Genomic DNA, 26,161 nt, shown 5'->3' with positions numbered 1-26,161 from the left:
GACAAAGGTCGCTAATCCGTCGCCCGCTAAGGGCAATCGCCTATTTCGTCAAAGGTTCCAAAGCCCACCCCCGTTGGCTATGATCGAATGACTGCTCGAGAGGGGGAGGCGCGATGGCGTTGACGGCGGAACAACTGGGCAAGGCCTTTGTTGACTCGGGCATTCTGCCCGCCGATGAGTCGCAGGCGATTTGGGACTCGCTCGTCGCCGCGCCGCGAGATGCCGACACGCTGGCCAGGCTGCTGGTCGAACGGGGCGTCCTCACCGATTTTCAGGCCCAGCAAATCCTGGCCGGCCGTGCCCAGTCGCTGGTCCTCAATCAATACGTCCTGCTCGACAAGATTGGCGCCGGCGGCATGGGGCAGGTTTACCAGGCGCGTCATCGCAAGCTGAAGCGCCTGGTCGCGATCAAGCTGCTGCCCGCCACGCTGAGCAAAGACAAAGACGCCATTCGCCGTTTCCAGCGCGAAGTCGAAGCGGCCGCGCGGCTGGCGCATCCCAACATCGTGCATGCCGACGATGCCGACGAGTGCAAGGGGGTGCATTACCTGGTCATGGAGTACGTCGACGGACAGGATCTCTCGGCGGCGTCCAAGGAGCGCGGCCCATTTCCCCTGGACGAAGCCGTCGATTGTATCATCCAAGCCGCCCGCGGCTTGGCTTATGCCCACGGCAAGGGGATCGTTCACCGCGACATCAAGCCGGCAAACTTGCTGGTCGACCGCGAGGGGACGGTCAAGATTCTCGACATGGGGCTGGCGCGCATCGAAGGGGCCAGTGCTGCGGACTATCAACTGACGAACTCTGGCACGGTGATTGGGACGGTCGACTATATGGCCCCGGAACAGGCCAGCGATACGCGTCGCGCCGACGCGCGCAGCGATATCTACAGCCTGGGTTGCTCGCTCTACCGCTTGCTGACAGGCGAAAGTGTTTATGGCGGCGTGTCGGCGGTGCAGAAGATTCTGGGCCACGCGAACGATCCGATTCCTTCCTTGGGTGCCAAGCGCGCGGATGTACCCGTCGAGTTGGATCGCCTGTTCCAGAAGATGGTCGCCAAGCGGCCCGAAGATCGGTTTCAGACGGCCGGTGAAGTAGTGGCGGCATTTGAAGCGTTTCGTCACCCGGAGGGGAACGCTACGCTGAGCGGCAGCGGCTCATTTTCGCACGGCGGCTTGTCGGCGCTGGGTGCTTCCGCAGTTGGGGCAACGTCCGCCACGACGGCCAGCGGCGTGAAAAGCGGCGCGCGCACGGCGTCGGGGTCGCAAGATCTCAAAAGCCCGCACGACAAGACGGTTTCGCATCTTTCGCCCGAGATGGATACCGACCCCCACAGCCAGTTCGCAGTCCAGCGCGATCAGTCGTGTGTCGCTACGGCTGGCGGCAATACCTCCCCGGGGAAGAACACCAAGGTGTTGATCGCCGCCGGTGTGGCCGCATGTCTGGTCATTGCATTCGGCGTCTGGCGGATCAATCAAGGCGACCAGGGAAGCGAAGTCGCACGTGTCGCCCCCGACAGCGGCGAAAAAGCACCCGCTCAGCCCGGCCCTGTCGAAGGGGAGCCCACGCCGGCCTGCGAGTTGGTGGCTGACGTGGCGAAGGGAACCGGCAATCGCATCACCACCTACCAGTCACCAGCCTTCAAGAATTGGGAAGCCGTGACCGCGAAACTAGCGCCCGAACAGCAGATCGAAGCCGTCAGCAAGAAGCTGATGGAATTGAACCCCAGCTTTGATGGCAAGCTGACAGGGCTCAACGGCATTGGACCTCCCGTGATCGAGCACGGCGTGGTCGCGGCGGTCGGGTTCTCGACCGACAACGTGTCTGACATTTCGCCGGTGAGGGGGCTGCGCGAACTGAAAGGTCTCGGCTGTTATGGCAGCAGGACCGGCCGGGGGCGACTGGCCGATCTGTCCCCCCTGCAAGGATTGCGGTTGACCTTTTTGAATTGTGGCGCCAATCGTGTTGCCGACTTGTCCCCTTTGCAAGGGATGCCGCTGACCGATCTGCATGTTTACCACACGAAGGTTACGGACCTTGCTCCGCTGCAGGGGATGGAATTGACGGCTTTGCTTTGCAATGGCACCCAGGTATCCGACATTTTGCTGCTGACCAACATGCCCAGCCTGAAACGACTGAGCATCGTGAACACGCAAGTCACGGCCGCCAGTGTTGCCGTGCTGCACAAGGCCTTGCCGAACTGCAAGATCGAGTGGAACGATCCAGCGCTAGGGGCCACGCCTGCGCCGGTCCCGGTCGGCGGCAAGTAGTCATTGCGTGGATTGCCGAACGGCAACGCTTGGGGAAATAATCGTTACTCTCCCAGCCACGCATCCTCGATCGGCAGCTTGAACCAGTTGTTCTCGCGCTTCTGGATTTCCCCGGGCTTGCGCACGTTCTTGCCGTCGGCCGACATCAGCAAGCAATAGACGAAGTATTCAAAATCGTTGCTCAAGAAGCCGACGTGCCCGTCGCAGAACGCCACGTTCACCCCTCCCTGGTGTACGGACGACGGCCGGCTGTAATCGTACGTTGGCTTGTTGATCTCTGGTTTCGCGGCGGCCTGGACCTGCTTGGCCAGATGGCGCGAATTGATCCGGTAGGACTTCTTGCTCGGAATTGCCACCGGTGGTGGGCCGCCCGGGAGAACTTCATCAACATTTCCGGCTACCTGGGACGCAATGTCCCAGATCATCCCCAGCGGCGCTTCGTGAACGTCGGTCATCAGCCCGTGATCCAGGTTCTCGGAGAACAGCAAGGTTTGAGTTATGCCGTCGCGCGCGTTAATCCAACCGGTCGCCTGCGCGACGACGGGAACCTTGTCGAGTTTGGCCCCGGCTTCGCGCTCCTTGCTGGTCTGGGACGTTGGATTGCCCGTGTAGCGGTCGAAGAACACGCCGTTGGCCGGCCAGTCGCGCGGCAGCCCCATCGAGTTCTCGCTCCGCGCTACGCCCTTGGCGTCAATACAGCCGGTGTTCACCACATAGGCCAGCCAAGGGCGTCCCAACTCGCTCGGCACGTCACTGGGGCAGGTCAGGTTTTCGATCACGATCTTCTCGGCCGCGGCCCCTTGGCCCGGCGTGCGATACGTGTCGTAGACGGTTGCGAAGTCCAGGTACGGCAATAGCGGCACCAGCCAACTGACGCCCCCTTCACCGGCCGTGTTTCGGTAGGGCTCGTTGTTCGTCATCAGCAGAACATTGCGATAGCCCTGAAACGAGCGCCGGTCAATTTCATATTGCAATGTTGCCATCGACAAGTCGCGCATTTGCTGCGAGCAGCGCAGCCTGCGTGCCGTTTCGCGGGCTTTCATCACGCCGCGCAGGCCCATCGTCACCAGCAAGGCCACGATGGCGACCGCAAACATTAGCTGAACCGCGGCATTCCCGCGACGACGCGAACGACGCCAGACCCACATGATTTGCCCCCCGGTGTTGTGTGTCACAGTGACTCGGACCATTGGCACGCGCGGGCATTCTAGCGGCGCCGCGAACCCATTGCCAACCAGGGTCGTGGCGATGTTCGCTTGTGCGCCGAATGTAGCCGAAGTCGTCAGACTTTGGTGTTTGTTGCGCGGACAACGCCGTGTCGTACGAGGAAGCCTGGGCGTCGAGAAAGCGTTGGAGGGGCATGGGAAGAGGGGCTAGGGAAATGCTGAGTGCTGAATGATGAGTAAGGCGGCAAGCTGCCTGCCGCATTCCGATTCATCACTCATCACTCAGCATTCATCATTTCCTACTTTCCTTCCGACCGCAGTTCCTCAAGCATCCCCACCAGCGTATCGGTCAGCTTGCGCGAAGCGTTGACTTCGACCCGGTTCGTGCCGAGCCACGTTTCATAGCCGCCCAGTCGGTGCTGCTCGGGCGTGGGCAAGTACCCGTAACTGCCGTTGGCCAGTTCGATCGTGAACGTCCGCGGGAAGGGGCTGCGCTGCTTCAGTTCCAGCCCGGTTTCGGCGAAGGTCTCGAACGGGCTGGTCACGATGGTCAGATCGCCGATCCGAATCGCCTGCAACACGATCGTCACTTCGGCCGGCGCGTCGGCCAGATCGATCGTCCGGTTGGCGTAGACCACGTCGAGCTTGTGGCTCGGCTTCTGCTCGCCGCTGACCAGCTTTTTGGCCCGCTCCAGTTGCTCGGTCGTCGGCCGCCGCGTGGCCAGCGTTAGCTCGCGCTGGAGCATCGAGATCGAGACCTGCGGCTTGAACTCAATCGCCTGGTGCGCGCGGAACGTCTCGGCCGCCACCATGTTCGCCACCCGCTGCATTTGTTCATAGGGGGCCTGGCGGCCGCGCGGCTGGCGGAAGTTGATGTTGTTGATATCGCCGCTGGTCCCGTTGCTCAGCATGGCGACGAACGGTCGGCCTTGTCGTCCGGCGTCGAACAGTTCGGTCATCCGCTGGGCGAACACGCCGAAATAGTCGGCCGAGACGTGGCCGTCGCCGACGCCGCCCACGTAATGCAGCGAATAGTTCGCCACCAGCGAGATCGGCCGGCCATCGACGCTTTGCACCGACAAGAACGAAATCTGGGGATCGGTCGGCCCGGCCGGTTCGATCAGGTTCGGGCTGCCGCCGGGCGGGTTCATTCGCACCTGGTCGACGCCGCCGAATGGGTTTTCCATGTCGCTGGCCGTCTTCATCCGCCAGCGCCGATTGAACACTTGCGAAGGTTCACTACCAGCGCCCCAGCCGACTCGGGCCGGCTCCAAGTTGTTGTTCGCCCGCGTCAGTCCGTCGGCAATGCGGCGAATCAACAGTTGCTGGTAATCGGTCAGCGGCTGATTCGGCTCGAGCAGTCGCGAGCCGCGCGCGGGCGGGCCGCTGTGCGTGTGAGTGGCCGAGATCAGGATCCGATTCGTCGGAATGCCCGTCGCGGTCGACGCCAGCTTTTTCGCGGCATCGCAAATCTCGCGATTCAATCCCAGGTTGTCACAGACCACGATCCCGATGCGCGTCGCGCCGTCGTCCAGCACCAGGCAGCGGGCGTGCAGCTCGTCGTGAATGTGCTTGGACGGAAACGGCGAAAAGCCGCCGACAATCGGCTCGCCAAGCAATGGTGTGATGTTGCTGGTGGCGGCGCCGGCGCGGAACTGCTGGGCTGGTTCAGCGGCAATCGCGGTTGACGCGAGCAACGAACATGTAACGAGCGCGGCAACGTACGTGGCAACGAGATAACGCATCGATTGACCTTCGGCGAGAGCAAGGGGCGGGATGGAGACGCGGGTAAGTCGAACCGCGTCGATTATCAACCGCCGCGTCGCGCGATGCAATCGGTCGCAAGCCAATCGCGCGACTGCCGAACGAGGAGAGCGAATCGGCACCAAAATGAGCGCCCGTTAGCCGGTGACATGGGTCACCGCTTGAAGCATCCTGCACCAACACGCTTCAAACGCCGCTGGAACGTAGCGGCTAACGAGCGACGTAAATCATTCGCAACTAGGAACTGGCAACCAGCAACTTTTTGGCTGCTAGGTCGGCAACCAGCCAGCAACTTGCTCGAACAAGCCGCTGGCGGCTTCCCAGCGTCCCGAGTCTTCCGAGTAGAAGCAGTAACCGCGGTCGCCGCGGTCGCCGTGGGTGCCGACGAACTCGTGCAACTCGACTTTCTGGTTCGAGCGGGCGTACTTCTGGCCGTCCCACTGCAACAGCACGGCCTTGGCCGAGCGGCCCGGTTGCAAATCTTCCAACAGTTCAAATGGCTTCAGGCGTTCCATGACAGCGGTCCTTTCCGAGATGGCGTGCGGGCTATGAGCGGCGTTCCATCGACGCTCCGGCGATGATTACATTATCGTAAGTTTCCAGCCTGAATATTACGCATCTGTAATTATTTCGACAAGAGAAAACCGCCCGTTTGTAATCTAAGTGGTTGCCTGGCAGTGATTTGCCACTAACTGGGGGTGGCCCTAGCCAGAAAGAAATCAAAGAGCTGTAATTCCGCTGAGAAATGCTGGCAGTGCCACCGCTAATGCGAATCGCCGGAGAATGGCTCCTTCCAACTCGCCAAATAACGCCGCCACGTGATCGCGTTCGGCAAGAACCTATCTGTTTCGGTAAGCGCACTTCAAAAGGCTGCCCCCCTTTCTCAATCCACTCTCCGTGCCAACCTCCGTGTCACAGTGCCTCCGTGGCAAAGTCCTATTCACCGAACCGGTAGCGGCAAGAAGTCCCAGTCGAGGATCATCTTCTCGGCCAGCGCGCGCTTTAGTTCCAGTTCCACCTCGCGGACTTCGGCGTTGCCGGCCAGGTTGCTCAGCTCGCCGGGGTCGGCATCCAGGTCGTACAACTCGAAAGTCGCTCGCGGCAATGTGAAGTAGACGCGCTCGAACACCCCGGGCAATGTCTTGTCGGCGTGCGCCTTTAGAATCTCTTGCCAGCCTGGGTCGCGTTGGCTGTCGACCGGGGCGACGGCCTGGTGCGGTGTGCAATTATAAATCAGTTTGTACTTGTCCGAACGCACGCACCTCGCCAAGTCGAACGTCGCCGCCAGGATATCGGGCTTCATCGCGCCGTCGCCACCGTGCGGGCCGCGCTCGGCAAAGACGTACTTCCGTGGCTCGTGCGCTTCGCCACGCAACAGGGGCAAGTAACTCACACCGCTCATCTCCTTGGGCGGTGTCAATCCGGCGGCTTGCAAGATTGTCGGTGCGAAGTCCTCGCCCGAGATCAATTCTTTTGAACTCGAGCTCGGCTTGACCACACCCGGCCAGCGGACCAACAGCGGCACGTTGATGCCCGGATCGGTCAGCGCTCCTTTACCCCGAGGCAGGGCCATGCCATTGTCACCCATGAACACGACCAGCGTGTTATCGGCAAAGCCGCGCGCCGCCAGCACGTCAAGCACCCGTTGCACGTCGTCGTCCAGGTGCTCGATCTCGGCCAGGTAACGCGCCAAGTCGCCGCGCACGCCAGGCAAATCGGGCAAGTGTGGCGGCAACGTGATCTTGGCCGGGTCGGGCGAGCTGTCTTTCCCCTCGGCTTGCCACGGATGGTGTGGATCGCTGAACCCCAGCCAGAAGAACCAAGGCTTGTCGGCCGGCGCGGCATCGAGAAACGCCGTCAGCCGATCGTCAAAACTCTTCCACCCGCCTGGGCGCGGGCCTTCGTGATAGTCGACACGCTCGGTGAAGGTGCGGAGGTGATGCCGTTCCATCACTTCATTCGTCACCGGCGCGGCGTGAAGACCATTGGCCGGTGGGCCGTCGAGGTGGTAGCTGCGACCGCCGACACCGGTGAAGTAGCCCGCCTTGTCGCGTAACAGGTCAGGCAGCGCCGCCACGCCCGCCGGCAGCGGCGACGTGAACCGGACCATCCGCACCGCCACGGGCGATTGCCCCGTCATCAGCGAAGCCCGCGACGGCACGCATTGCGGACAGGTGACGAACATCCGATCGCAGCGCAACCCTTCGGCCGCGAACTGGTCGAGATTCGGCGTCCGCACATCGGGGCAACCATAACAGCCCAGGTACGGCGCGCTGTGATCGTCAGAGAGCAAGAACAGAATGTTCGGCTGCTTGGCGGCCTGGAGGTTGCTCGTTGTCACCAGCAGCGCCGCGGCCGCCAGCGCACATCGGCGTAGAAATCTTGTGATGCTCAACGAACCAGTCATGACGCGAATCCTCATCGCGGGGGAGGGTGAGCGAAAAGGCCGCGAGCATGCTACTTTTCGCTTCGCTTGCCGACGCAGTACAGCACCTGGTCCGAGCGGATGAACAACTGCCCCTGGCTGGGCGTGATCGACGCGCGGAAGAGCTCGTCGTCGGCAGGGTCAAGCTTTCCTTCACCGACCAGGTCAAAGCTGGGGCCTGGGCGAATGACCTTGGTTACGCCATCTTCGCTGACAAAGTAGGCCAGCCCGTCGGCCGCGATCGGCGAGGCCGAGTAGTTCGAGCCGAGCCTCTCCTTCCAGACTTCCTTTCCCTTGGTCGTCTCGTAGCAAGTGGCGACCCCCTTCATGTCGCAGACGAGCACGTAATTGCCAATCACGATTGGCGAGGGGCAATCGCGGCCACCCTTGCGCGGCGTGTGCCAGGCCATGTGCGTGGCCGTCACGTCCCCTTTGCCACCGGGCCGAACCGCATAGAAGTCGCCTGGCAGTCCGTTCACCACGCACAGCACGTCGCCCGCCGGCGTCACGGTCGGCTCACCACGACCGTTGAAGCTCTTGCAATTCCAAAGCTCTTTGCCGGTCTTCGGATCATAACCAATCGGGCCAGCATGGCCATTCACCACCAGTTCATCGTGGTCGCCGGCGCGAACGACAACCGGCGTGCTCCAGCCCCGATGCTCAGGTCGCGGCGTGCGCCACACCTGTTTACCAGTTTTCTTGTTGAGCGCGATGATGTGAGCGTCGGCGTCGGCGTCGCAATTCTGAATTACCAGATCGCCGACGATGATCGGGCAGGAGGCCACGCCCCACGGGCTTTCGAACTTGCCCAGGTCGCGCGACCACAATGGCTTGCCATCGAGCGCATAGGCGTGCAGGCCACCGCGGCCAAAGAACGCCACGACCACGTTGCCGTCGGTGACGCACGTGGCCGAGGCCCAGCCGTTCATTTTGTGGCTCTCCTCGGGCGCGCCGGTCCAGGCGGAGTGTTGCCAGACGATCTGGTGCGAGTTGCGATCGGCGCAGAGGACGATTCGTTCCTTGCCACGTTCGAGCGACGCGGTCAAGAAGATTTGGTCTCCCCACAGGATCGGCGACGATTGGCCGATGCCGGGCAACTTCAGCTTCCATTCAACGTCGGCCGTTGTGAACTGCTTGGGGAAGCCGGTTTCGGTGGTGTGACCGTTTTCTTGCGGTCCGCGCCAGCGCGGCCAATTCAGTTCAGCAGCCGGCAAGGCGCCCGCCGTGACGAAGACAAGCGCGAAGATCGAAGCCACGATGTTCAGCCGCACGGTAATACTCAGTCGCACAGCGCGAACTCCGCAAAAAGAGCCCGGTCGATCGATCGGAGAAACTGAATGCACATTCTAACGTGACCACCGCAAGCCAGCAGCCAATCCCACTCCATGCGCAGCCTGAAGCTTAATTGCGCAGCAGAGTTAGCGATTAGGCGCCAGGCCCTCAAGAAATAGACGCCCGCGAGCCGAACTTAATTTTATAGATCACCATGTTGACAAACATTATGTTTAGTTGTAAGCTGCTTACCCATCGGAAGTTACTGGTCGGAACCTGCTGGCCGAATATGCCTGGGCGGTCCAAAAAATGGCCGATTCCTGGCACCTGAGCCGGACGACCGGACCAGCAAGAACCCGAACTTTTTCCTTTCCTCCCGCGATGCTGACTGGAACGACCAGAGGCACACGCAAACGTCGGAGTGGACGTATGCACTGCCTGTCACGGATTCCATTGCTCTCGAAGCTCGCCGGCCTCGCTGACGCCTGGCGCGCCGCTGTCGGCGCGGCGGTCGTGGCGTCGGACCCCCTTCACGCGCCGAACATTCATCGCGCGATTCTTTGCGCCGAGTGTGCCTGTCGCTGTACCTAGCTGCCGGTTGCGTGGCGCGGGGCCTCGTTCCATCGAGGGGCCTGCGCCGACCAACGATCGGCAGCACGCGGCACTTGGGTCGATCTCCACGCACACTCATACACATGAGTTGAATCATGATTGCCACCGTAAAGAACTTCGAGGGCCTGGAACGTCCTTCACGTGATCCCTTTGCCCAGCGCTTCGAGCAACTGCGCGAGCATCTTGCCCAGCATCGCGAATCGTTGGACGCCGACAAGCCGCTGGCCTATTGGAGCCTGCCGGTCGATCGCTGGTTGCCGCGCCCGCTGCTCCAGCGGCCGTTGGACGACGTGTTGGCGCTGAGCTGGCACGACGTACAGCAGATCCCGAGCATCGGCCCGCGCAAGCTTGCCACGCTAGTCCAGTTGCTGTCGCGAGCACTGCAGCAATCGCGTGCCGAGTCGCAGTCGACGCCAAACGTGTCGATCGATGTCGTTGTCGCGACTGCCGCCGAGCGCACAAACAGCGCGTTTGATCCCCAGGCCGTGGCCGAGCACACCTGGGAGCAATGGCGGCGCGAGGCCGTGGCCCACGAGCTGGAAAGCGCGCCGTTGGGTCAATTCGTTCGTTCGCTGCGGCATCTGCCCCGCACGTCGTGGCGGACGCCATTGGGCAATTACACGCGGCTGACTCTGGCCGAGATTCGCCTGCTGCGGGCCCACGGCCGCAAACGCATGGCCGCGATTATTCGCGTGTTTCACGAACTGCACCGTGCGATTTCGTCGGGGGCAAAGTTGTCGCCGAGCGCTCCGGCAGTACCAGCGGTGACAGAGGTCCACAAGCAATGGCAGGATCGATTGGCTGCCAACGATGAAGTGTCGCTGCCGCCGAATTGGCAGGCGACATTGCTCGACGCGCTGTTGCGGCAGACCACCATTGACCTGGGAAGCCACATCGCCGAGTTGGCGCGGAAGCTGGTGGCGATTCGCCTGGCTCAGCCGGGCCTCGTCAGCGTGCATCACCCGCTCGGGCTGTCGCGAGCCCGGGCGTATCAAATCCTGAACGACGTGGCCCTGGCGGTGCGTCTGCGCTGGCCGACCGGTGGGCGCGAGCTGCGGCAACTGCTCGATCGGCTGCCACAGTCGGCCGATCACGAAACTCGCAATTGGTGCGAAGTGCTGCTCGAAACATTCTTCACCCGCCAGTCACTACCGCCGCTTGAAAGCGGCGGCTAAGCGTCGTGCTTATATGGCACAGCAACTCCTGCGATTTCACTCGACCCACAGGCTGACCGGCGCGAATTGATCGACGTCGAACAGCCCCTCGGGGCCGAGCTTGAGCGTTGGAATCACCAGCAGCGCCATGAACGACAGCGTCATGTACGGCGCGGCCAACTGCGAACCGAGCTGCTTGGCCAACTCGTCCAGCCGCGCGTACTCGGCCGCCACACGGTAGCCGTCGTCACCGCTCATCAAGCCGGCGACCGGCAACGGCAACACCGCCTCGACGCCCGGGCCGACGCACGAGATGCCACCCTGGTTCTCGACCAGCAGGTTCACAGCCCGAGCCAACGACGCATCGTCGGCCCCGACGGCCACGATATTGTGCGAGTCGTGGGCCACGGTCGAGGCGATCGCTCCGTGTCGGAGTCCAAAGTTGCGCACGAGCACCACCGAGGGACGCCCGTCGGCATAGCGATCGACCGAGGCGATTTTCAGCACGTCGTTGGCGGGGTCGGCGACGACCAAGCCGTTTTCGAATTTCACGGTTGTCTGGCTGCGGCGGGTGATAATCATCCCGTCGACCGCTTCAATCACCCGGGCCACGCGTCCCTCGGCTTTGAGGGCGAAATCGGCGGGCGACTTAGGCCGGGCGGCAAATTGGTTGATCGGCGCGCCGGGGCGATGGGGCAACAATGAACTGCCCCGCTCGGCCACCAGCGTCCCGTCGATCCAGGTTCGCAGCACGGCGAACTGTTCCAGGCTGTCAACCTCGATCAGATCGGCCGGGTCGCTAACACGCAACAGCCCCACCGGCAAGCCGTAATGCAATACCGGATTGACGCACGCGGCTTGCAGCACGTTGAACAGCGGCACCCCGTTGGCCAGCGCCCGGCGGACCAACACGTCAATGTGCCCCAGCACCAGGTCGTTGGAGTGCTTGTCGTCGCTACAGAGCATCACGCGGTCAGGCGCTTCCTTCAGCAGCGGCCACAAGGCGTCGAAGTTCCGCGCCGCCGAACCTTCGCGGATCAGAATCTTCATCCCCCGTTCGAGCTTTTCGCGGGCTTCGTCGATGGCGACGCATTCGTGATCGGTCAGGATCCGCTGGGCGATGTACTTGACCAGCCCGTCGCCGCGCAAGCCCGGCGCGTGGCCGTCGATCGGCTTGTTGCGCTGGCGGGCCGCCGCACACTTGGCCAGCACGTCGGGCACCCCCGACACGACGCCCGGAAAGTTCATCATCTCGCTCAGGTAGCGAATCTCGGGGCGGTCGAGCAACTGGGCGACGGCCTCGGGCCCGAGCGTCGCGCCGGCGTGATCGAACGGCGTGGCCGGCACGCACGACGGGGCGCCAAACGAAATCTTCAGCGGGGCGCGGCGCGCGTCGGCCAGCATGTAGTCGACGCCGGCCGTCCCGACCACGTTGGCGATCTCGTGCGGGTCCGAAACGGTCGCCACCGTCCCATGCACGACCGCCAGTCGGGCGAACTCGCTGGGAATCAATAGCGAGCTTTCGACGTGGACGTGGGCGTCGACAAAGCCGGGCAACAGATAGGTGTCGAACTTCTCATCGCTCGGCGTGATTACGGCGATCCGGCCCGCGCGAACTTCGACCGTGCCGCCATAAATCTTTCGACCAGGAATATCGACGATGTTGCCCGAGACGGTGAAGTCGCCGCCGAGCATGTTCTTGTGCGTGGTGTTAATCACTGGATCGTCCGTAGTCAGTTGTCCGTGGTCCGTTGTTGGGAAAGCCTACTCGTTGGGCGTCTTGCTTGCCAAGCCGGGGCCTTCGAGTGGTCAAGCTGGCGTGATATGCTGGTCGCTCCCCAAAGCAGCGGAGCAAGGCCCGGTGAGCGACGAACTTTACGACCAGATTCAGGCGGCGGCCGCGGTGATTCGCGCGCGCCATGCGCGGCGGCCCCGGGTGGCGCTGGTCCTGGGGAGCGGCCTGGGACAACTGGCCGAGCGGTTCGAGGACGCCACTCGATTCGACTATCACGAGCTGCCCCATTTCATTCGTGCGACAGTTATCGGCCACCAGGGGCGGCTCGTCTGTGGCCGGTTGGAAGGTGTCGAGGTCGTGGCCATGCAAGGTCGCAACCACGGCTACGAAGGCTACACGCAACGGCAGGTCACGTTTCCGGTGCGCGTGATGCGGGCGCTGGGGGCCGAGATCCTGATCGTGTCGAACGCGGCCGGCGGCATCAACCCTTATTACGAGCAAGGGGACGTCGTCGCGCTGGACGATCATATCAACATGACGTTCGACAACCCGCTGGTCGGGCCCAACGACGAACGGCTGGGCTCGCGCTGGCCCGATATGTGCCAGCCCTATTGCCCGCGCTTGATCGCCCTTGCTCAACAGGCCGGTCGGGCCGCCGACTTTCCGGTGCATCGCGGCGTCTATCTGGCGGTGCGGGGGCCGAACTATGAACCGCGGGCCGAGTATCGCTTCTACCGGCAGATCGGCGCCGACCTGGTCGGCATGTCAACCGTGCCCGAGGTGATCGTCGGGGTACACGCCGGGATGCGCGTGCTAGGGCTGTCGGTGGTGACGAACCTGTGTACCCCCGAGGCGCTGGGCAAAGTGACCGGAGCCGAAGTGGTGGCCGTGGCCGAGAAAGCAGCGAATCGGCTGGCGGCCGTCGTATGCAGCGTCCTCAGAAACCTCGAAGCGGCTTAAGGCTTGAATTGCCGTCAGTTGTCAGTTGCACTCAGGTGGGTAGCCTCTTTGCAACTGACAACGGACAACTGGCCACGGACGATCAACCAAACATCGGAATCGTCTTCCCTTGCGGCAAGACGGCCATCGGGCGTCGCTGTTGGTCGTGGAGAATCGTCTCTGGATCAATGCCCAGCGCGTGATAGATCGTGGCCGCCACGTCCCACGGGCCGTAGGGTGATGTGGTGGGCGAGCCGGCTTGGCGATCAGTGGCACCGATCACCTGGCCGCCACGCACTCCGCCGCCGGCAAAGAAAATCGAGCCGGCCATTCCCCAATGATCGCGGCCGCCTAGCTTGTTGATCTTAGGCGTGCGGCCGAACTCGGTCAGAAATACCACCAGCGTCCGGTCCAGCAGCCCGCGCTCGTCCAGGTCGGCCACCAGCGCCGCCGCGCCCCGATCGAAACCGCCCAGATGGTACGGCAGCTTGCTCATCTGGGAAATGTGCGGCTGATTCTGGCCAGGGGCGCAGTGATTGTCCCATAGGTTGCCGAACTCGGGGTCGTAGCCGTAGTCGACCATCACGAATGGCGCGTCGGCCTCGACCAGTCGGCGGGCCAGCAGGCAGCGCTGGCCGATCTTGGTCCGGCCATAGCGTTCGCGGGTGGCGTCGCTTTCTTGCGAAAGGTCGAACGCCCGGCGGACCACCGGCGCGGTCAACATGTGATAGGCGCTGTCGAACTGGCCGTCGTATGCGCCCAACTCGGCTTGCTTCTCGGCAGCCCGGGCGCGATCTTCCAGTTGGGCCAGCAGCGAGCGGCGGCGCGTCATCCGACCGGCATCGACATCGGCTTGCAGACGCAACGATTGTTGGTTGAACTCGGTCTCATCGGCCTCGGCCACCTTGGCGGTGAAATCTTCGTTGCGCGGTGTCCCTCCCGACGAGAACGGCCCATACTGCATTCCGAGCCAGCCGCCGGTGAACAGATTCTTGGGGGGCGGCCCGGGGCGCGTGGTGCCGGGGACGGCGATGTAGCCAGGAAAGCCGGCTCGTGAGCCGTGCAGCTTCGAGACGATGGCGCCGACGTTTGGTTCGCTGGTAATCTGCGCCGGTGTGGCACGCCGCCCGGACAGTGCCCAGGCCTGGCCGAGGAAGTGATCGTTCGTGTCGTGCGAAAAGCTACGAACCACGGCCAGCCGGTGGGCTTGCTGGGCCAGACAGGGCAGGGCTTCGTTGAATTGCACGCCGGGCAAAGAGGTGCTGATGGCGCCGAGCGTGCCGCGGATTTCTTCCGGCGCGTCGGGCTTGGGATCGAATGAATCGATATGCGTCACACCGCCCGCCATCCAGAGCAGGATTACCGACCGAGCCTCGCGTGTTTTGGCCTCGACGGCGAGCGATTGCCGCAGCCCGGCCGGCAACAGCGACGCCCCGACGCCGAGCGCGCTGGTGCGCAACAAATCGCGCCGCGCCAGCAACGAGTTCCAGGCCGCGGGCGCCGCCGACGTCGGGCGAGTCGTAAAGCCGTTCGACATGGGCTGACTCCTTGGGCCGCTAGGCTGACGTTGTTGAGGTGATGTCCGCGGGCACCGTGCCCTGGATCGATTCGTCCCGCTTGAGTTGCGGCGGCGGCTCGAACAGTTCGATGGTGAAACCGTCGGGATCGCGCAGGTAGACACCGCCGCCCCCTTGATTCGGTCCCGAGGTAATCGCCACCGGCGGCGATTTGAACGTCACGCCGCGCGACGCCAGCCGCTCGTACGTGGCGGCCAGGTTGTCGACCTGGAAGCAAAGATGGGCCGTGCCCGAAATGTTCGTGGCCGGCTCGTGGGGCGCGCCGGCGTGCGACAGGTATTGCACCAGCTCGAGCGAACAGTCCTCGGCGTCCCCCAGTTGAAACGACGCCACGTCGAACATCACGCCGTCATAGCCGGTCTGGCGGCCGATGTAGTCGGCATTGGTCGTGCGGCGGCGCAGCAACTTGAACCCCAGCACGTCGCGATAGAACGCGATCGAGCGATCGAGGTTCGCCACGGTCAGGCCAAGATGGTGCGGACGCCAGGGCATGGGGATGAAGTTGCTAGTTGCTGGTTGCGAGTTGCTAGTGGGGACAGCCGTTTAGCCGCTGGCTCATCGAGCTGCGCGCTTGGCGGCGGTTAACAATTAGGTGGAAGGACAGCGGGCGGGATTGCGGACGTTCGGGCGAGGTGTGCTTACACGCTGGGCGCGAGCGATTTCCAGGCGGCGTCGGCCAGTTGCTCGGCAACTTCCGGCAATTCGTGGGTCAGGCGGTTGGCGAGCCAGTGCCGGGCAAAATGGGCGGCGGAACCGACAATCATCGAGACGTACAAGGCCGGCGCGACGCGCACCATCTCGCCCGAGTCGATGAACGGCAGCAGCCAAGCGTAAACCTCGCGATACAACCCCTGATTGGCCAGCGCGATCTGCTGGGCCGCTTCGTCCGACACGTCGGCGGTGCCGATGCGCGTCAGATACATCGACAGGTTCGGGTCTTCGGCGACGATCGCCAGGTGTTCGAGGACCATCGCCCGAATGCCGTCGCGGGCGGTTTGGTGCTCGTGAAGCCGGGCGATGACGCGTTGCTGATAGTCGGTCATCCCTTCGACGTACAAGGCCAAGGCAATGGCCTCTTTGCTGCCGAAGTGATGGTAAATGCTGCCGTGGCTGGCACCCGAAGCGTGTCGGATTTGCTCGATCGTGGTGTCGGCGATGCCTTGTTCGAGGAAACAGCGCAACGCGGCATCGAGAATGCGCCGGCGACGCGTGCCGGTGGCCTTCTGGCGAGCGCCGATCGCTGTGGACGCGGGGTTGGCGACTGGCCTGCCGGCACTCGGTGACGCTGCGTCATCCGCGCAATCGGTTAATGCATCGTCGTTTCTTGTCGAATTGATGCTAATTGATCGGTGGTCCATTCCCGCACGATACGGTAGACCCTAAATCTAGTCAAGCATTTCAGGCGAGAGCGGAATGTCTTGGGGAAAATGCCGCGTGATGAGCGCGACATGAAGGCCTTGGCGAAACTCGTTCGATCGAGTCCTTGCCTTCGCTCACTTCGCGCCGGCCGCTTCCAGCTTCTGACGCATCTCCGAGTAGATCGGCATGTGCCGGTAATAGACTTCGAGCATGTAGAGTGACAAGCAGGTCACGTACAAGCGGCCGCCCGTGCCGCGCTGCGACCACAGATCGGGATCGGCCCCCATTGGATCCCAACTGCCGCGCTCCTTGCCTTGCTGCACCTGATGGTTGACCAGCAAGTCGCGCATGATCGGGTTCCATGTCTCCCAGTAGTCCCCTTCCATGTGGTGCATGACCTGGGTGGCGTAGTACCAGTAGTAATGGTCCCGATCCTTCCAGTCGGGCAGGCCGTTGTTCTTGGGATCGATCAACATTTTGGCCCCGGTGGTCAATCGCGTGTCGTCCTGGGCCCAGCCCAGATACTGCCGACACAGCAACGCCTCGGCCGTCATCGACCGGGTAGGGCTCTGCTGATTGGCCAGGTAGCTGTACTGGCTGCCGTCGCTCGTACACTTGTCGAGGAACTCTTGCGTGTGCTTGAGCGTGTCCAGGGGGACTTCAATGCCGGCCATCATCGCGCTTTGCAGCGCCATCACCATCCAGCCGGTGACCGAAACGTCGGCGTCGCTGCGGGGCGTGTAACGCCAGCCGCCGAGGTCGCTTTGCGCCTCGACGATGAAGTTGACCGCGCGCTCGGCCGCGATCTTGAGCGCGCTGTCCTTGGACAGCGCGTACAACTCGCACACCGCCATCGTGCATTGGGCGTGGGTGTAAAGATGTTGGTCGCGCTGGCCGCCGCCGAAGAAGTCGCCGTCGCTGCGCTGTGACTTGAGCAGCCAGTTCACGCCGTCGGCCACGTTCTTCTGGAACGGCCCTTTGGCCAGGTGCGTATGACCGTCACCTTGGAAGGCCAGCAACGCCATCGCGGTGGCGGCTTCGCGATTCTCGGCGACGGCACCGTGGGCGTACGGCCCCATCAGGCTCCACGAGCCCTTCTTGTCTTGATTGTTGGCCAACCATTGCAGGCCCGCCGTCACGACTCCTTCGGTTCCTTTGCCGCCGTACTTGCCGCGCAGGACGTTCTTCATGCCGCGCTGCCGACCGGCCAGGTGAACCGACACGCTCACCTGGACGCCCGTGCCGATCGGCTGATTGCCAATCAAATGGTCCGCCGTGATCGCCGGCGCTTCGTTGAACGGATTCTCGACGACGGGGATGTCGAGCGATTGAAGCATTTGGTTGTCGAGCAGATTGCGTTCAACTTCCATCCGCGTGGGGTCGAGTTCCTGTTCGCCCAGTTCCTCGGTCGTGCTGGCCACCAGCGCGATCTGATTCTTATTGTTGGGCACTTGCAAATGAATCAGGCCCATGATGATCACCAGCACCATGTGAACGATCATGCTGATCAGCACCGGCGGCGCGAATCGTTTGGCCTGCTCTTCGAGCCGTTGCTTGGGGTCGACCCATTCGTCTTCGTTGTCGCGAGTGCGAACCGTGGGGGCGCGCGTCTCGGTCGGGCCGCGCACGCGGCCGCTGCCCGGGGCGCCGGGAAAACCGGGGCCGGGCCCTGGGGCGGGCGTCATGCCGGGGCGATACAGCACCGGCCGCGCGGGACCATCAGAGATGCGATAGCCGTCGGGCTCGGGCATGCCCGGGGGAAGCAAGCCAGGCTGTGCTCCGCCGGTCGGCGGCGCGCTGGCTGGCGGCAGATATGGCGCAGCGCCATTCGGCGGCGCGGCATTAGGCATCGTGGGCGGATAGCCTGGCGGAGGATTCTGTGGCGGCGCGCCGAGTGGCGTGGGACCAAGTGGCCGTGGCCCGAGCGGTCGCGGCGCGGCGGGCTGCTGAGGCATGGCAGGTCGCGCTGTCGTCGGTGGCAGCATCGACGGTGGGTACTGCGCCGGTTGCTGTGGATAGGGCTGCTGAGGAAGCGGCGATTGTGGTATTGGTTGCGGCGCGGCGCCGGGCGCGCCCATCGTAGGCGACTGACTCCACGGCGATGCGCCGGCCGGGCGCGGCATGGGAACGGGCTGCGGGCGCAGGGGCTGCGCTGGTTGCTGAGGATAGCTGGGCTGAGCGCCGTATGGCTGGGGCGCGCCCTGACCCGCGGGCGGAACGGAACCCGGCGGCTGGCCAGCGCCATGCAGCGGCTGACGAGGGTCTGGTCCCGGCATAGGTAAAACTCCGCCGCGACAATCACCGTGTGTGGGCGCGCGGGCTGCCGACGCGCGACCAACGCGCCGACGGGGCGACCGCGTTAGCAATAGACGCCGGCAGTGGAACCGCCAGCGGCCCACGTCGAACATTGCGATCGACGCGGGCCAGCATTGCTAAGCGCGTGCGCCAAGGACGAAAGCCCAAAGCGACCTGTGACGAGCGATTGCGAACTCTGTTCCGAAAGTTTTTCACCGCCCGGCTAGCATGCACGCGAGTGTCGCGATGACCCGGCCGGCGGCGCTATGGTTCAATCTAAACGATCATGCTTCCAATTGTAAAACAAATCCTCACCGGCAAGGCATTTACGTCGTGTTTTTAACCCTCGCGAGTCGGCGATTTACGTGCCGAAACCGGGGGCGATGCTGTCGCGCGGTACTTTGGCGCGGTTGTACTTGTTTTGACGCCTGGCCGAGAAATTGAGTTCCCCCACCTCGACGCCGAGCCGATAACGGTTAGAATTGCGAATCTCGCCGGTGATCGATCGAGTCATTCGACTGGTCACGGCGGGCACCCAATCAATACATGACGCGGGGTGGAGCAGCCCGGTAGCTCGCGAGGCTCATAACCTCGAGGTCACAGGTTCGAATCCTGTCCCCGCAATTTTTCGCCCACGGCGAAAAATTAGAGAGGAGATTGGGGAGAGTAGAGAGTAGAAAAGAGCAGGTTTTCCAGGTCGCGCGAGATAGCGATTGGGTAAGCCTCCTCGGTCTACTCACTACTTTCTCCTCTCTTCTTTTGCGCCTCGACTATGCCTTTCGCCTTCGAGAAGCTCGAAGTCTACCAGAAGGCAATTTCATTCGCTGATCGAGTATGTACTGCGAGCGAAAAGTTCCCTCGCGGCTACGGTTTCTTGGTCGACCAACTGAATCGCGCGGCACTCTCGATTGCCGCGAACATTGCCGAGGGAAACGGGCGATTCACCAAGCCCGATCGAAAGAACTTCTTCGGCATTGGGCTGGCGCTGCTGGGATTCATCTTCTTCCCGATCCTGGGCTTTGGCGACGCCAAGTACCAGCCGGCGGTCACTCACTAGGTTGTGAACGTCGATCGTGAAAGATCGAATCGAGGAAGCTATTCACAAGCCCCTGGTCGCAATCGGCCAGGGGCTTTTTCCATTCCGCCGCTCATTCTTCCTCGGGCAGCGTGTGATCCCCCCCCAGCACGATGGCCGTGGCCGTGGCGTGGCTGCGGCAGTGGGCGATAGTGACCATGATCTCGCGCGCGCCGCGCTCGATCACCGCGTCGCGCACGCCGCCGCGCATACCGACGGCGATCTTGCCTGGCGTGTCCTCGCGCAAGTCCAGGTCCAGCCAGCGCAAGCCCGGCCCGCGTTGAATGCCCAGCGCCTTGAAGACCGCTTCCTTGGCGGCATAGCGGCCGGCATAGGCCTGGGTGGCGTGGCGGCGCGACATGCAAAAGCGAATCTCCTGCGGCGTGAAGACGCGGTTCAGGAACAGCTCGCCATGCCGTTCGATCATCCGCGCAATCCGCAGACATTCAACAATATCGCTGCCAAGACCTAGGACGTTCATCGCACTTGCACAGTTTCGCTTAGGATCGCGGCCCAAAACGCGAGCGAAGAACACCCCTCCCTTTCAGGGAGGGGCAGGGGGGAGGGTAAAGACGTTACTAGCCGCATCGCATGACGATCAGAAACGGGATTCTGAACGCGAGATTGTTTGACTGGCAGCGCGTTTACCCTCACCCGCTCACTGCGTTCGCGACCTCTCCCTGAGAGGGAGAGGTGTAGAGACGCCGGCTCGCTCGCCCAATTACTCGTTCCATTCTACTCACAAACCGCAGGCTCGCTTGGCTCGAATCAGAACTTGCGAGGCTTTCTTCCGCGCTTGGCTCGCTCCGTCGCCCAGCACCTCGCGGACCACGCCCGGGTTGGCCGCCAATTCGGCCCGGCGGGCGCGCGGCTCGGCAAAGAACTTCTCGGCCAGATCGGCCAGCGCTTTTTTGATGTCGCCATAGCCGAACCCGCCGCGGCGATACAACGCCGCCATCTCCTCGCGCTGTTGATCGTTGGCGAACAGCGAATAGAGCTGGAACAGATGGTCCCCCTCGGGTTCCTTGGGCTGATCCAGTGGCCGCGAGTCGGTGGCGATGCGCATGATCTTCTTGCGCAGCGCCTTGGGTTCTTCGAACAACTCGATGGTGTTGTCGTAGCTTTTCGACATTTTTTCGCCGTCGATGCCCGGCACCTTGGCCGTCGAGGCGACGATGTGGGCCTTGGGAATGACGAACGTGTCGCCAAAGTGATGGTTGAAGCTGGTGGCGATGTCGCGGCAAACTTCGATGTGCTGGTTCTGGTCCTCCCCCACGGGAACCAGGTCGGCGTCATAGCTGAGGATGTCCGCCGCCATCAGCACCGGATAGGTGAACAGCCCCGCGTCAGCTGGCAGCCCCTTGGCTTTCTTGTCCTTGTAGGCGTGGCAGCGTTCGAGCAGCCCCATGGTCGTGCCGGTCATCAGCAGCCAGCACAGTTCGCTCACCTCGGGCACATCGGACTGGACGAACAACGTCGCCCGCTGCGGATCGAGGCCAAGGGCCAACAGGTCGAGCGCGGCGTCGAGCGTGTAGCCTTGCAGCACGGTCGCCTCGCGCACCGTGGTCAGGGCGTGCAGGTTGGCGATGAAGTAATAGGCTTCGTGGCCGTTCTGCAAGTCGATGTACTGCCGGATGGCGCCGAAATAGTTGCCCCAGTGAAACCGGCCGGTCGGTTGAATGCCAGAGAGTACACGCATGGATATCGGTGGTTGTCCTGTAGGTTCAATCGTGCGCGACTTTGTATGCTACACCTCTCCCTTTAAGGGAGAGGTCGCGAACGAAGTGAGCGGGTGAGGGTAAACGCGCTGCATGCCAAACGATGTTGCGTTCAGGGTCTTGTATCTGAACGTCATCTGTTTTGGCTGGGAACGTCTTTACCCTCCCCCCTGCCCCTCCCTGAAAGGGAGGGGTGTTTGCCGCACGCGCTTCGCTGTCGAATTGCGGCGCGCGGCTGTATTTTAGCCCAGGCACACGCATTAAGGGATGGGCCAGCGCTGCATTGCCCCATTACTTGGGTGGGATGATCGGCGTGGTCAGGGTGCCGACGATGTCTGGCACTGACCGTGCCCCCAGCGAAGCCACCGCCTCGGGCAGGCCGTCCAGGATTTTGGTCGTGGCATGCGGGTCATAGTAATTCGCCGTGCCGACTTGCACCGCGCTGGCCCCGGCCACGAGGAACTCCATGGCGTCGTCCAGCGTGGCGATGCCGCCAATGCCGACAACCGGCACCTGAACGTGTCGCGCGATCTGAAACACGCACCGCAGGGCGATCGGCTTGATGGCCGGGCCGCTGAGCCCGCCGACCACGTTTCCCAGCAGCGGCCGGCGCTTCCGCCAGTCGATCGCCATGCCCAGGCATGTGTTGACGGCCGAGACCGCGTCGGCGCCACCTTCGGCGGCGGCGGCGGCCATATGGGTAATGTTCGTCACGTTGGGCGTGAGCTTGGCCAGGATCGGGTGCGAGCACGCGCGGCGCACGCCCGACACCACCTGCCGACACAACTGCGGATCGGTGCCAAAGTCGACGCCGCCGCTGACGTTCGGGCACGAGATATTCAGTTCCAGCGCGGCAATGCCCGGCTCTTTGTCGAGCCGCGCGGCCAACTCGACAAAGTCGTCGATCGTGCGGCCGGCAATACTGACGATCAGCGCCGTCGGCAGCGTCCGCAGGTAGGGAAGGTGATGCTCGATGAACGCTTCGAGGCCGTCATTGTCCAGGCCGATCGAATTGAGTAAGCCACCGGTCGTTTCAACCGTGCGCCACGGCGAGTTGCCAGGGCGGGCCAGCCGGGTGATCGTCTTGGGAATCACGCCACCGAGGCGGCCGATATCGACCAGGCCGGCCATCTCGCGGGCGTAGCCAAAAGTGCCCGAAGCCACTAGCACAGGGTTGGCCAGCCGCAACCGGCCGAGCCGGACTTCGAGATCAACACCAGCAGCAGTCACGTGATGAGTTGGCCGATGTTGAGTGGAGGTTGCCTGATGGATCGTCGCTCGACGATCGTAAAACCCAGTGGCTCGAATCTAACCGTCGAGCGTCGAACTGGCAACCGGCCGACAAGGGCCAAGAGACTCGCAATACGATCGAGAAATGCACCGACGGCTGCGCGGCGCAACGCGCAGCCCCGTGGCCCGCGGGCCAGAGATGTGCCGCGCGCGGGCCGTGATGCCGACGATTGTTTTAGAGAATGCCGCCGTGCGTCTTATACGGCGACAAATGGCTTGGCTGATCAAGCATCCAGAGCCGTTCCCAATCTTCCAATAACATGCGGAGGTTTTCCGATGTGTAGATCAACTGTTGGGTACGGCGTGTCGGATCGCCCGAATAGGCCGGCAAAATGCAGCCAATGTTCGGCGCGAGCGTACTCGCCAGCGCGATCCCGAGAATCAACTTGCGCATGAACCAACCCTCCGTGGAATGAGCGACGCGCCTTCCCAGTTGCGCCTTGGTCAGGCGAGCGTGGCCGGGCTCGGTTTCCCTTGCAAACAACGTGAACGAAACAGTTTTTGACTCGTCCTCGGCCGGCGCACCCAACATTGGTGCGAACTCGTGCGCAAGGCTGGCGAGCCGTGAGCATTACGATGTGATCTAGGTGTTTCGGGCGGGGCCAGGACGGCCACGCTTCGGTCAGACAAGTGTTGAAAAGCAGTAGATCCCAGGCGGGGCACCCGGGGGTGGGATATTGGCAGGGGGCGGAAGACTACTCGAAACCAATCGAGGGGTCGAGAGCAGTCGTCGCACGTAACTCGTTGGCTGCCAAGGGTCGCAGAACCCAGGCAACCAGCCGTCGAACGCCGGGGATCGGCGGCCCGCCAAAGGCTTGGCGGGGCGATCACCCAAGCGTGACTCGAAAGGCCCCAGACTCAGGAGCGCCTGGAACAGAGCGGGGCCCATTGATTTGCGTAAGTGGCTTAACCGCCAATGGTTTCAGCCGGTCGGTGGCCACTGTCTGTCGGTCGGTGGCCACTGTCTGTCGAACGAGCACTGTCCGCGGGGCGAGCCCCATCGGACGATTGTGCTGCCTTGGCAGCAGCGGCAGCAGCCGCCTGGCGTTCCAGCTCGCGAACCCGTTCTTCCATCTCCTTACCGGGCTTGAAGGTAACGACGTACTTCTCGGGCACGTATACCTTGTCGCCGGTGCGAGGATTGCGGGCCTTGCGAGCCGCCCGCTTCTTCACCTCGAAGACACCGAAGTTGCGAAGCTCAATACGCTTGTCAGCGACCAGCGTCTCGACAATGGCATCGAACGTCTTCTGAACAATCTCTTTGGTCTTAAGTTGGGTCAGCCCAATCTCGTCCGAGATCGTTTTAACGATTTCTTTCTTGGTCACGTTAAGACTCCTGGCGGATCAAAGTCGGGCTCGCCACCACCGTTTTTCGTGGCATCAATCGCAGCCCCAAGGACGCTCCAAGTGTAGGAGCGGCAACAACTAGTGTCAAGCATAAAGGTGCTGTCGTCGGGGGCTGGCTACAGCCGTTTCGCCGCCGTTTTCAGGGGGCAACCCCCAAATCAGGTCGCGACTAGGGTGAACACGCCAGTCGTCACGAAGTGCTAATTGTCAAAGAACTTGCAGCGATCACAGTCGGGCCGTGATTTGTCCGAGCCTTGGTTATCTCGTTTCCTGACAAACAGTTAGGCAAGAAACGAGAACGTCGGGCCAGACTTGCGCTGCATGCTCGCTGGGCGCAGCCCAACGAACGTGGAGCTAAATCGACCGCACGCGCGGCAAACTTCAGCTAATCGTCACAATTCGCAAAGCCGGCATAACCGGAAGCCGGCGCGTGCTAGCGATAAGCGAAGTGAGGAGCGTCAGCAACTACACCCGGACGACGCGGACTTGCTCGACGATCTGTTCGACCGTGTAGAGCTTTCCCTTGCCACAACCAGGGCAGGCTTCGCGAGTTTCTTTCCAGTCGTCCGGCGTTTCGAGATTCGACTTCCAAAAGGGCCAGGTCTTGCACTGGCGTGGCCGCGCTTCATAGACACTGCAGCAACGCTTTTGATTGTCGAAGAAGACGCAATCTCCGTTCGGGTATTCGACCAGGCTCAGCCGCGAGCCGACGCGGCGGACATACTTCTTGACGAAGGCGTCGACGTCCAGGTCAATCTGTTTGGCCAATGCCGAAATCTCTTCCTGGTTGACCCAGACAAAGCCCGGCGCTCCGGTGCAACAATCGCCGCATTGGGTGCATTCGAACCGCAAGCCGTCCTTGAACCAGGGCTTGTCACTCATCGCGGGTCACCCTCCGTAGTAAGCTTTTATCAGCTCGGCTTTTCTTGGCGAGCCAGGCGGTTAACATCACCCGGCGTGCAACTCTTCGAGCGCGCGAATCGCCGTGTCCAGTTCCGCTTCCGTGGTAAATCGACCGGGGCCGAGCCGGACGGTCCCGCCTGCGTTCAATGTCCCCAGCGCCGCGTGCATCCGCGGGGCGCAATGCAATCCCGCGCGCAATTGCACACCATAGGCGCTATCGAGCGCGGCAGCAAGTTCCTGCGGCGTATAAACCTCGGAAACGACGCTAAACACCGGCATGCGTCGTTCCATCGTGCGTGGCCCTAGCAACCGCACGCCGCGAATCGCACCCAGGTGCGCGACAAATCGGGCGAGCATCGCTTGATGCTCCGCGAACGCGCCCTCGATCAGTCGCTTGTGCAACCACTCAACGCCCGTGCCCAATCCGGCCAGAGCGGGCACATTCAGATTGCCGGCTTCAAACCGCTCGGGCATCGTCGCCGGTTGCCGCTCGTCATCGCTGTCGGTTCCCGTGCCACCCTGGCGCAGTGGTTCGAGTTGGGTTTCCAATCCCGGGCGAATGTACAGCACCCCGGTCCCCAGCGGCCCGAGCAATCCCTTGTGTCCCGGCGCGGCCAGCAGATCGATCTCGAGCGCCTGGACATCGATCAGCGTCTCCCCCGCCGATTGGGCCGCGTCCACAAGCACCGGTATGCCGTGACGATGGGCCGCGGCCGTGATCTCGGCCAGCGGTTGCAGCGCCCCGGTGACGTTCGAGGCGTGACAGATCACCACCAGCCGCGTGTCGGGCCGAATGGCTTGTTCCACCTCGCCGGGGTCGACGTATCCCTTGGCGTTGCAACCAACGTAGGTCACCTGTGCCAAGCCGGCGTCGCAGAGCGCCCGCAATGGCCGCAGCACCGAGTTGTGCTCGGTCACGGTCGTGACCACGTGCCCTGGCGTGCGGCGCAGCAGGCCATGCAACGCCAGGTTCAGCGCATCGGTCCCGTTCTGCGCGAAAATAATCTGTCGTGCATCGACCGCGTTGAGCAGCCGGGCTACCGAGCGCCGCGCTCGATCAACCACTTGGCGCGCTTCGTCGGCCGAGGAATAGACGCCGCGCCCGGCCGCGGCGCCGACGTTCCGCTGGTAAGCATCGATCGCAGTGTAGACTGCATCCGGCTTGGGCCAACTGGTCGCGGCGTTGTCCAAGTAGCAACGTGTCGGCGCTTGAGGTGTTGCTTCGCCGAGCGGCTCGGAACCTGGGTGCGGCGAATGCAT

Annotated in this window: 22 protein-coding genes and 1 tRNA gene; 5 read left to right on the top strand and 18 right to left on the bottom strand. The window is 62.8% G+C overall.

Annotated elements, in window-relative coordinates:
- The first annotated feature begins 113 nt into the window (after positions 1-113).
- A complete protein-coding gene (locus tag JSS27_07170) occupies positions 114-2,270 on the top strand; it encodes a protein kinase (GenBank protein MBS0208718.1) in 2,157 nt (718 codons plus the stop codon).
- 44 nt (positions 2,271-2,314) lie between these two features.
- Here JSS27_07170 and JSS27_07165 read toward each other — a convergent pair whose 3' ends face one another.
- The 5 genes from JSS27_07165 to JSS27_07145 all read right to left on the bottom strand — a co-directional run bounded on the left by JSS27_07165 (position 2,315) and on the right by JSS27_07145 (position 8,914).
- Positions 2,315-3,367, bottom strand: a complete 1,053-nt coding sequence (locus JSS27_07165) for a DUF1559 domain-containing protein (GenBank protein ID MBS0208717.1) — start codon at positions 3,365-3,367, stop codon at positions 2,315-2,317.
- A gap of 368 nt (positions 3,368-3,735) precedes the next feature.
- The gene (locus tag JSS27_07160; protein ID MBS0208716.1) at positions 3,736-5,181 is read right to left on the bottom strand and encodes a neutral/alkaline non-lysosomal ceramidase N-terminal domain-containing protein; all 1,446 of its coding nucleotides are present in this window, start codon (positions 5,179-5,181) and stop codon (positions 3,736-3,738) included.
- Between the two features lie 288 nt (positions 5,182-5,469).
- Positions 5,470-5,715: a hypothetical protein gene (locus tag JSS27_07155; protein ID MBS0208715.1), complete on the bottom strand. Its 246-nt coding sequence runs from the start codon at positions 5,713-5,715 to the stop codon at positions 5,470-5,472.
- A 425-nt stretch (positions 5,716-6,140) separates the two neighbouring features.
- Entirely contained in the window at positions 6,141-7,607 is a 1,467-nt protein-coding gene (locus tag JSS27_07150) for a sulfatase (GenBank protein MBS0208714.1), read from the bottom strand.
- A 50-nt stretch (positions 7,608-7,657) separates the two neighbouring features.
- Entirely contained in the window at positions 7,658-8,914 is a 1,257-nt protein-coding gene (locus JSS27_07145) for a PQQ-like beta-propeller repeat protein (protein MBS0208713.1), read from the bottom strand.
- 690 nt (positions 8,915-9,604) lie between these two features.
- On the opposite strand from JSS27_07145, the gene JSS27_07140 reads away from it, so the two are divergent.
- Positions 9,605-10,684: a hypothetical protein gene (locus JSS27_07140; GenBank protein ID MBS0208712.1), complete on the top strand. Its 1,080-nt coding sequence runs from the start codon at positions 9,605-9,607 to the stop codon at positions 10,682-10,684.
- A gap of 36 nt (positions 10,685-10,720) precedes the next feature.
- Here JSS27_07140 and ade read toward each other — a convergent pair whose 3' ends face one another.
- Positions 10,721-12,358: an adenine deaminase gene (ade, locus tag JSS27_07135; protein MBS0208711.1), complete on the bottom strand. Its 1,638-nt coding sequence runs from the start codon at positions 12,356-12,358 to the stop codon at positions 10,721-10,723.
- Here ade and JSS27_07130 point away from each other — a divergent pair.
- Positions 12,357-13,358: a purine-nucleoside phosphorylase gene (locus JSS27_07130; protein ID MBS0208710.1), complete on the top strand. Its 1,002-nt coding sequence runs from the start codon at positions 12,357-12,359 to the stop codon at positions 13,356-13,358. The two genes, ade and JSS27_07130, sit on opposite strands and share 2 nt — an antisense overlap.
- Positions 13,359-13,440: 82 nt before the next feature.
- On the opposite strand, the gene JSS27_07125 is transcribed toward JSS27_07130, so the two are convergent.
- The 5 genes from JSS27_07125 to JSS27_07105 all read right to left on the bottom strand — a co-directional run bounded on the left by JSS27_07125 (position 13,441) and on the right by JSS27_07105 (position 19,082).
- Positions 13,441-14,874: a DUF1501 domain-containing protein gene (locus JSS27_07125; protein MBS0208709.1), complete on the bottom strand. Its 1,434-nt coding sequence runs from the start codon at positions 14,872-14,874 to the stop codon at positions 13,441-13,443.
- Between the two features lie 19 nt (positions 14,875-14,893).
- The gene (locus JSS27_07120; GenBank protein MBS0208708.1) at positions 14,894-15,406 is read right to left on the bottom strand and encodes a VOC family protein; all 513 of its coding nucleotides are present in this window, start codon (positions 15,404-15,406) and stop codon (positions 14,894-14,896) included.
- 146 nt (positions 15,407-15,552) lie between these two features.
- Positions 15,553-16,095: a TetR/AcrR family transcriptional regulator gene (locus JSS27_07115; protein ID MBS0208707.1), complete on the bottom strand. Its 543-nt coding sequence runs from the start codon at positions 16,093-16,095 to the stop codon at positions 15,553-15,555.
- Between the two features lie 312 nt (positions 16,096-16,407).
- Positions 16,408-18,228 carry a squalene--hopene cyclase gene (locus JSS27_07110; protein ID MBS0208706.1) on the bottom strand — a complete coding sequence of 607 codons (1,821 nt, stop codon included), beginning with the start codon at positions 18,226-18,228 and terminating at the stop codon, positions 16,408-16,410.
- Positions 18,229-18,929: 701 nt separating this feature from the next.
- Positions 18,930-19,082 (bottom strand): hypothetical protein, encoded by a 153-nt coding sequence (locus JSS27_07105; protein ID MBS0208705.1) that lies wholly within the window; start codon positions 19,080-19,082, stop codon positions 18,930-18,932.
- Between the two features lie 36 nt (positions 19,083-19,118).
- Here JSS27_07105 and JSS27_07100 point away from each other — a divergent pair.
- Together JSS27_07100 and JSS27_07095 are read left to right on the top strand one after the other, a co-directional pair.
- A tRNA-Met gene (locus JSS27_07100) sits at positions 19,119-19,192 on the top strand.
- A gap of 148 nt (positions 19,193-19,340) precedes the next feature.
- Positions 19,341-19,625 (top strand): four helix bundle protein, encoded by a 285-nt coding sequence (locus tag JSS27_07095; GenBank protein ID MBS0208704.1) that lies wholly within the window; start codon positions 19,341-19,343, stop codon positions 19,623-19,625.
- Positions 19,626-19,716: 91 nt separating this feature from the next.
- Here the strand turns inward: JSS27_07095 and acpS are convergent, their stop codons facing one another.
- From acpS to JSS27_07060, 7 genes are all read right to left on the bottom strand, one after another.
- On the bottom strand, positions 19,717-20,124 hold the full coding sequence (gene acpS, locus JSS27_07090; protein MBS0208703.1) for a holo-ACP synthase: 408 nt from the start codon (positions 20,122-20,124) through the stop codon (positions 19,717-19,719).
- 258 nt (positions 20,125-20,382) lie between these two features.
- Positions 20,383-21,342, bottom strand: coding sequence for a tryptophan--tRNA ligase (gene trpS / locus JSS27_07085; protein MBS0208702.1), 960 nt, complete (start codon positions 21,340-21,342; stop codon positions 20,383-20,385).
- Between the two features lie 310 nt (positions 21,343-21,652).
- A complete protein-coding gene (locus tag JSS27_07080; protein MBS0208701.1) occupies positions 21,653-22,591 on the bottom strand; it encodes a dihydroorotate dehydrogenase in 939 nt (312 codons plus the stop codon).
- Positions 22,592-22,826: 235 nt separating this feature from the next.
- Positions 22,827-23,045: a hypothetical protein gene (locus JSS27_07075; GenBank protein MBS0208700.1), complete on the bottom strand. Its 219-nt coding sequence runs from the start codon at positions 23,043-23,045 to the stop codon at positions 22,827-22,829.
- A 512-nt stretch (positions 23,046-23,557) separates the two neighbouring features.
- Positions 23,558-23,977 (bottom strand): integration host factor subunit beta, encoded by a 420-nt coding sequence (locus tag JSS27_07070; protein ID MBS0208699.1) that lies wholly within the window; start codon positions 23,975-23,977, stop codon positions 23,558-23,560.
- Positions 23,978-24,463: 486 nt separating this feature from the next.
- Positions 24,464-24,880: a YkgJ family cysteine cluster protein gene (locus tag JSS27_07065; protein MBS0208698.1), complete on the bottom strand. Its 417-nt coding sequence runs from the start codon at positions 24,878-24,880 to the stop codon at positions 24,464-24,466.
- A 66-nt stretch (positions 24,881-24,946) separates the two neighbouring features.
- Positions 24,947-26,161, bottom strand: a complete 1,215-nt coding sequence (locus tag JSS27_07060; protein MBS0208697.1) for an aminotransferase class V-fold PLP-dependent enzyme — start codon at positions 26,159-26,161, stop codon at positions 24,947-24,949.

It is taken from the genome of Planctomycetota bacterium (assembly GCA_018242585.1).
In the GTDB taxonomy this organism is placed as follows: Bacteria; Planctomycetota; Planctomycetia; order Pirellulales; family PNKZ01; genus JAFEBQ01.
The sequence above is the reverse complement of the archived record's forward strand: the minus strand, read 5'-3'. Positions and strand labels throughout refer to the sequence as shown.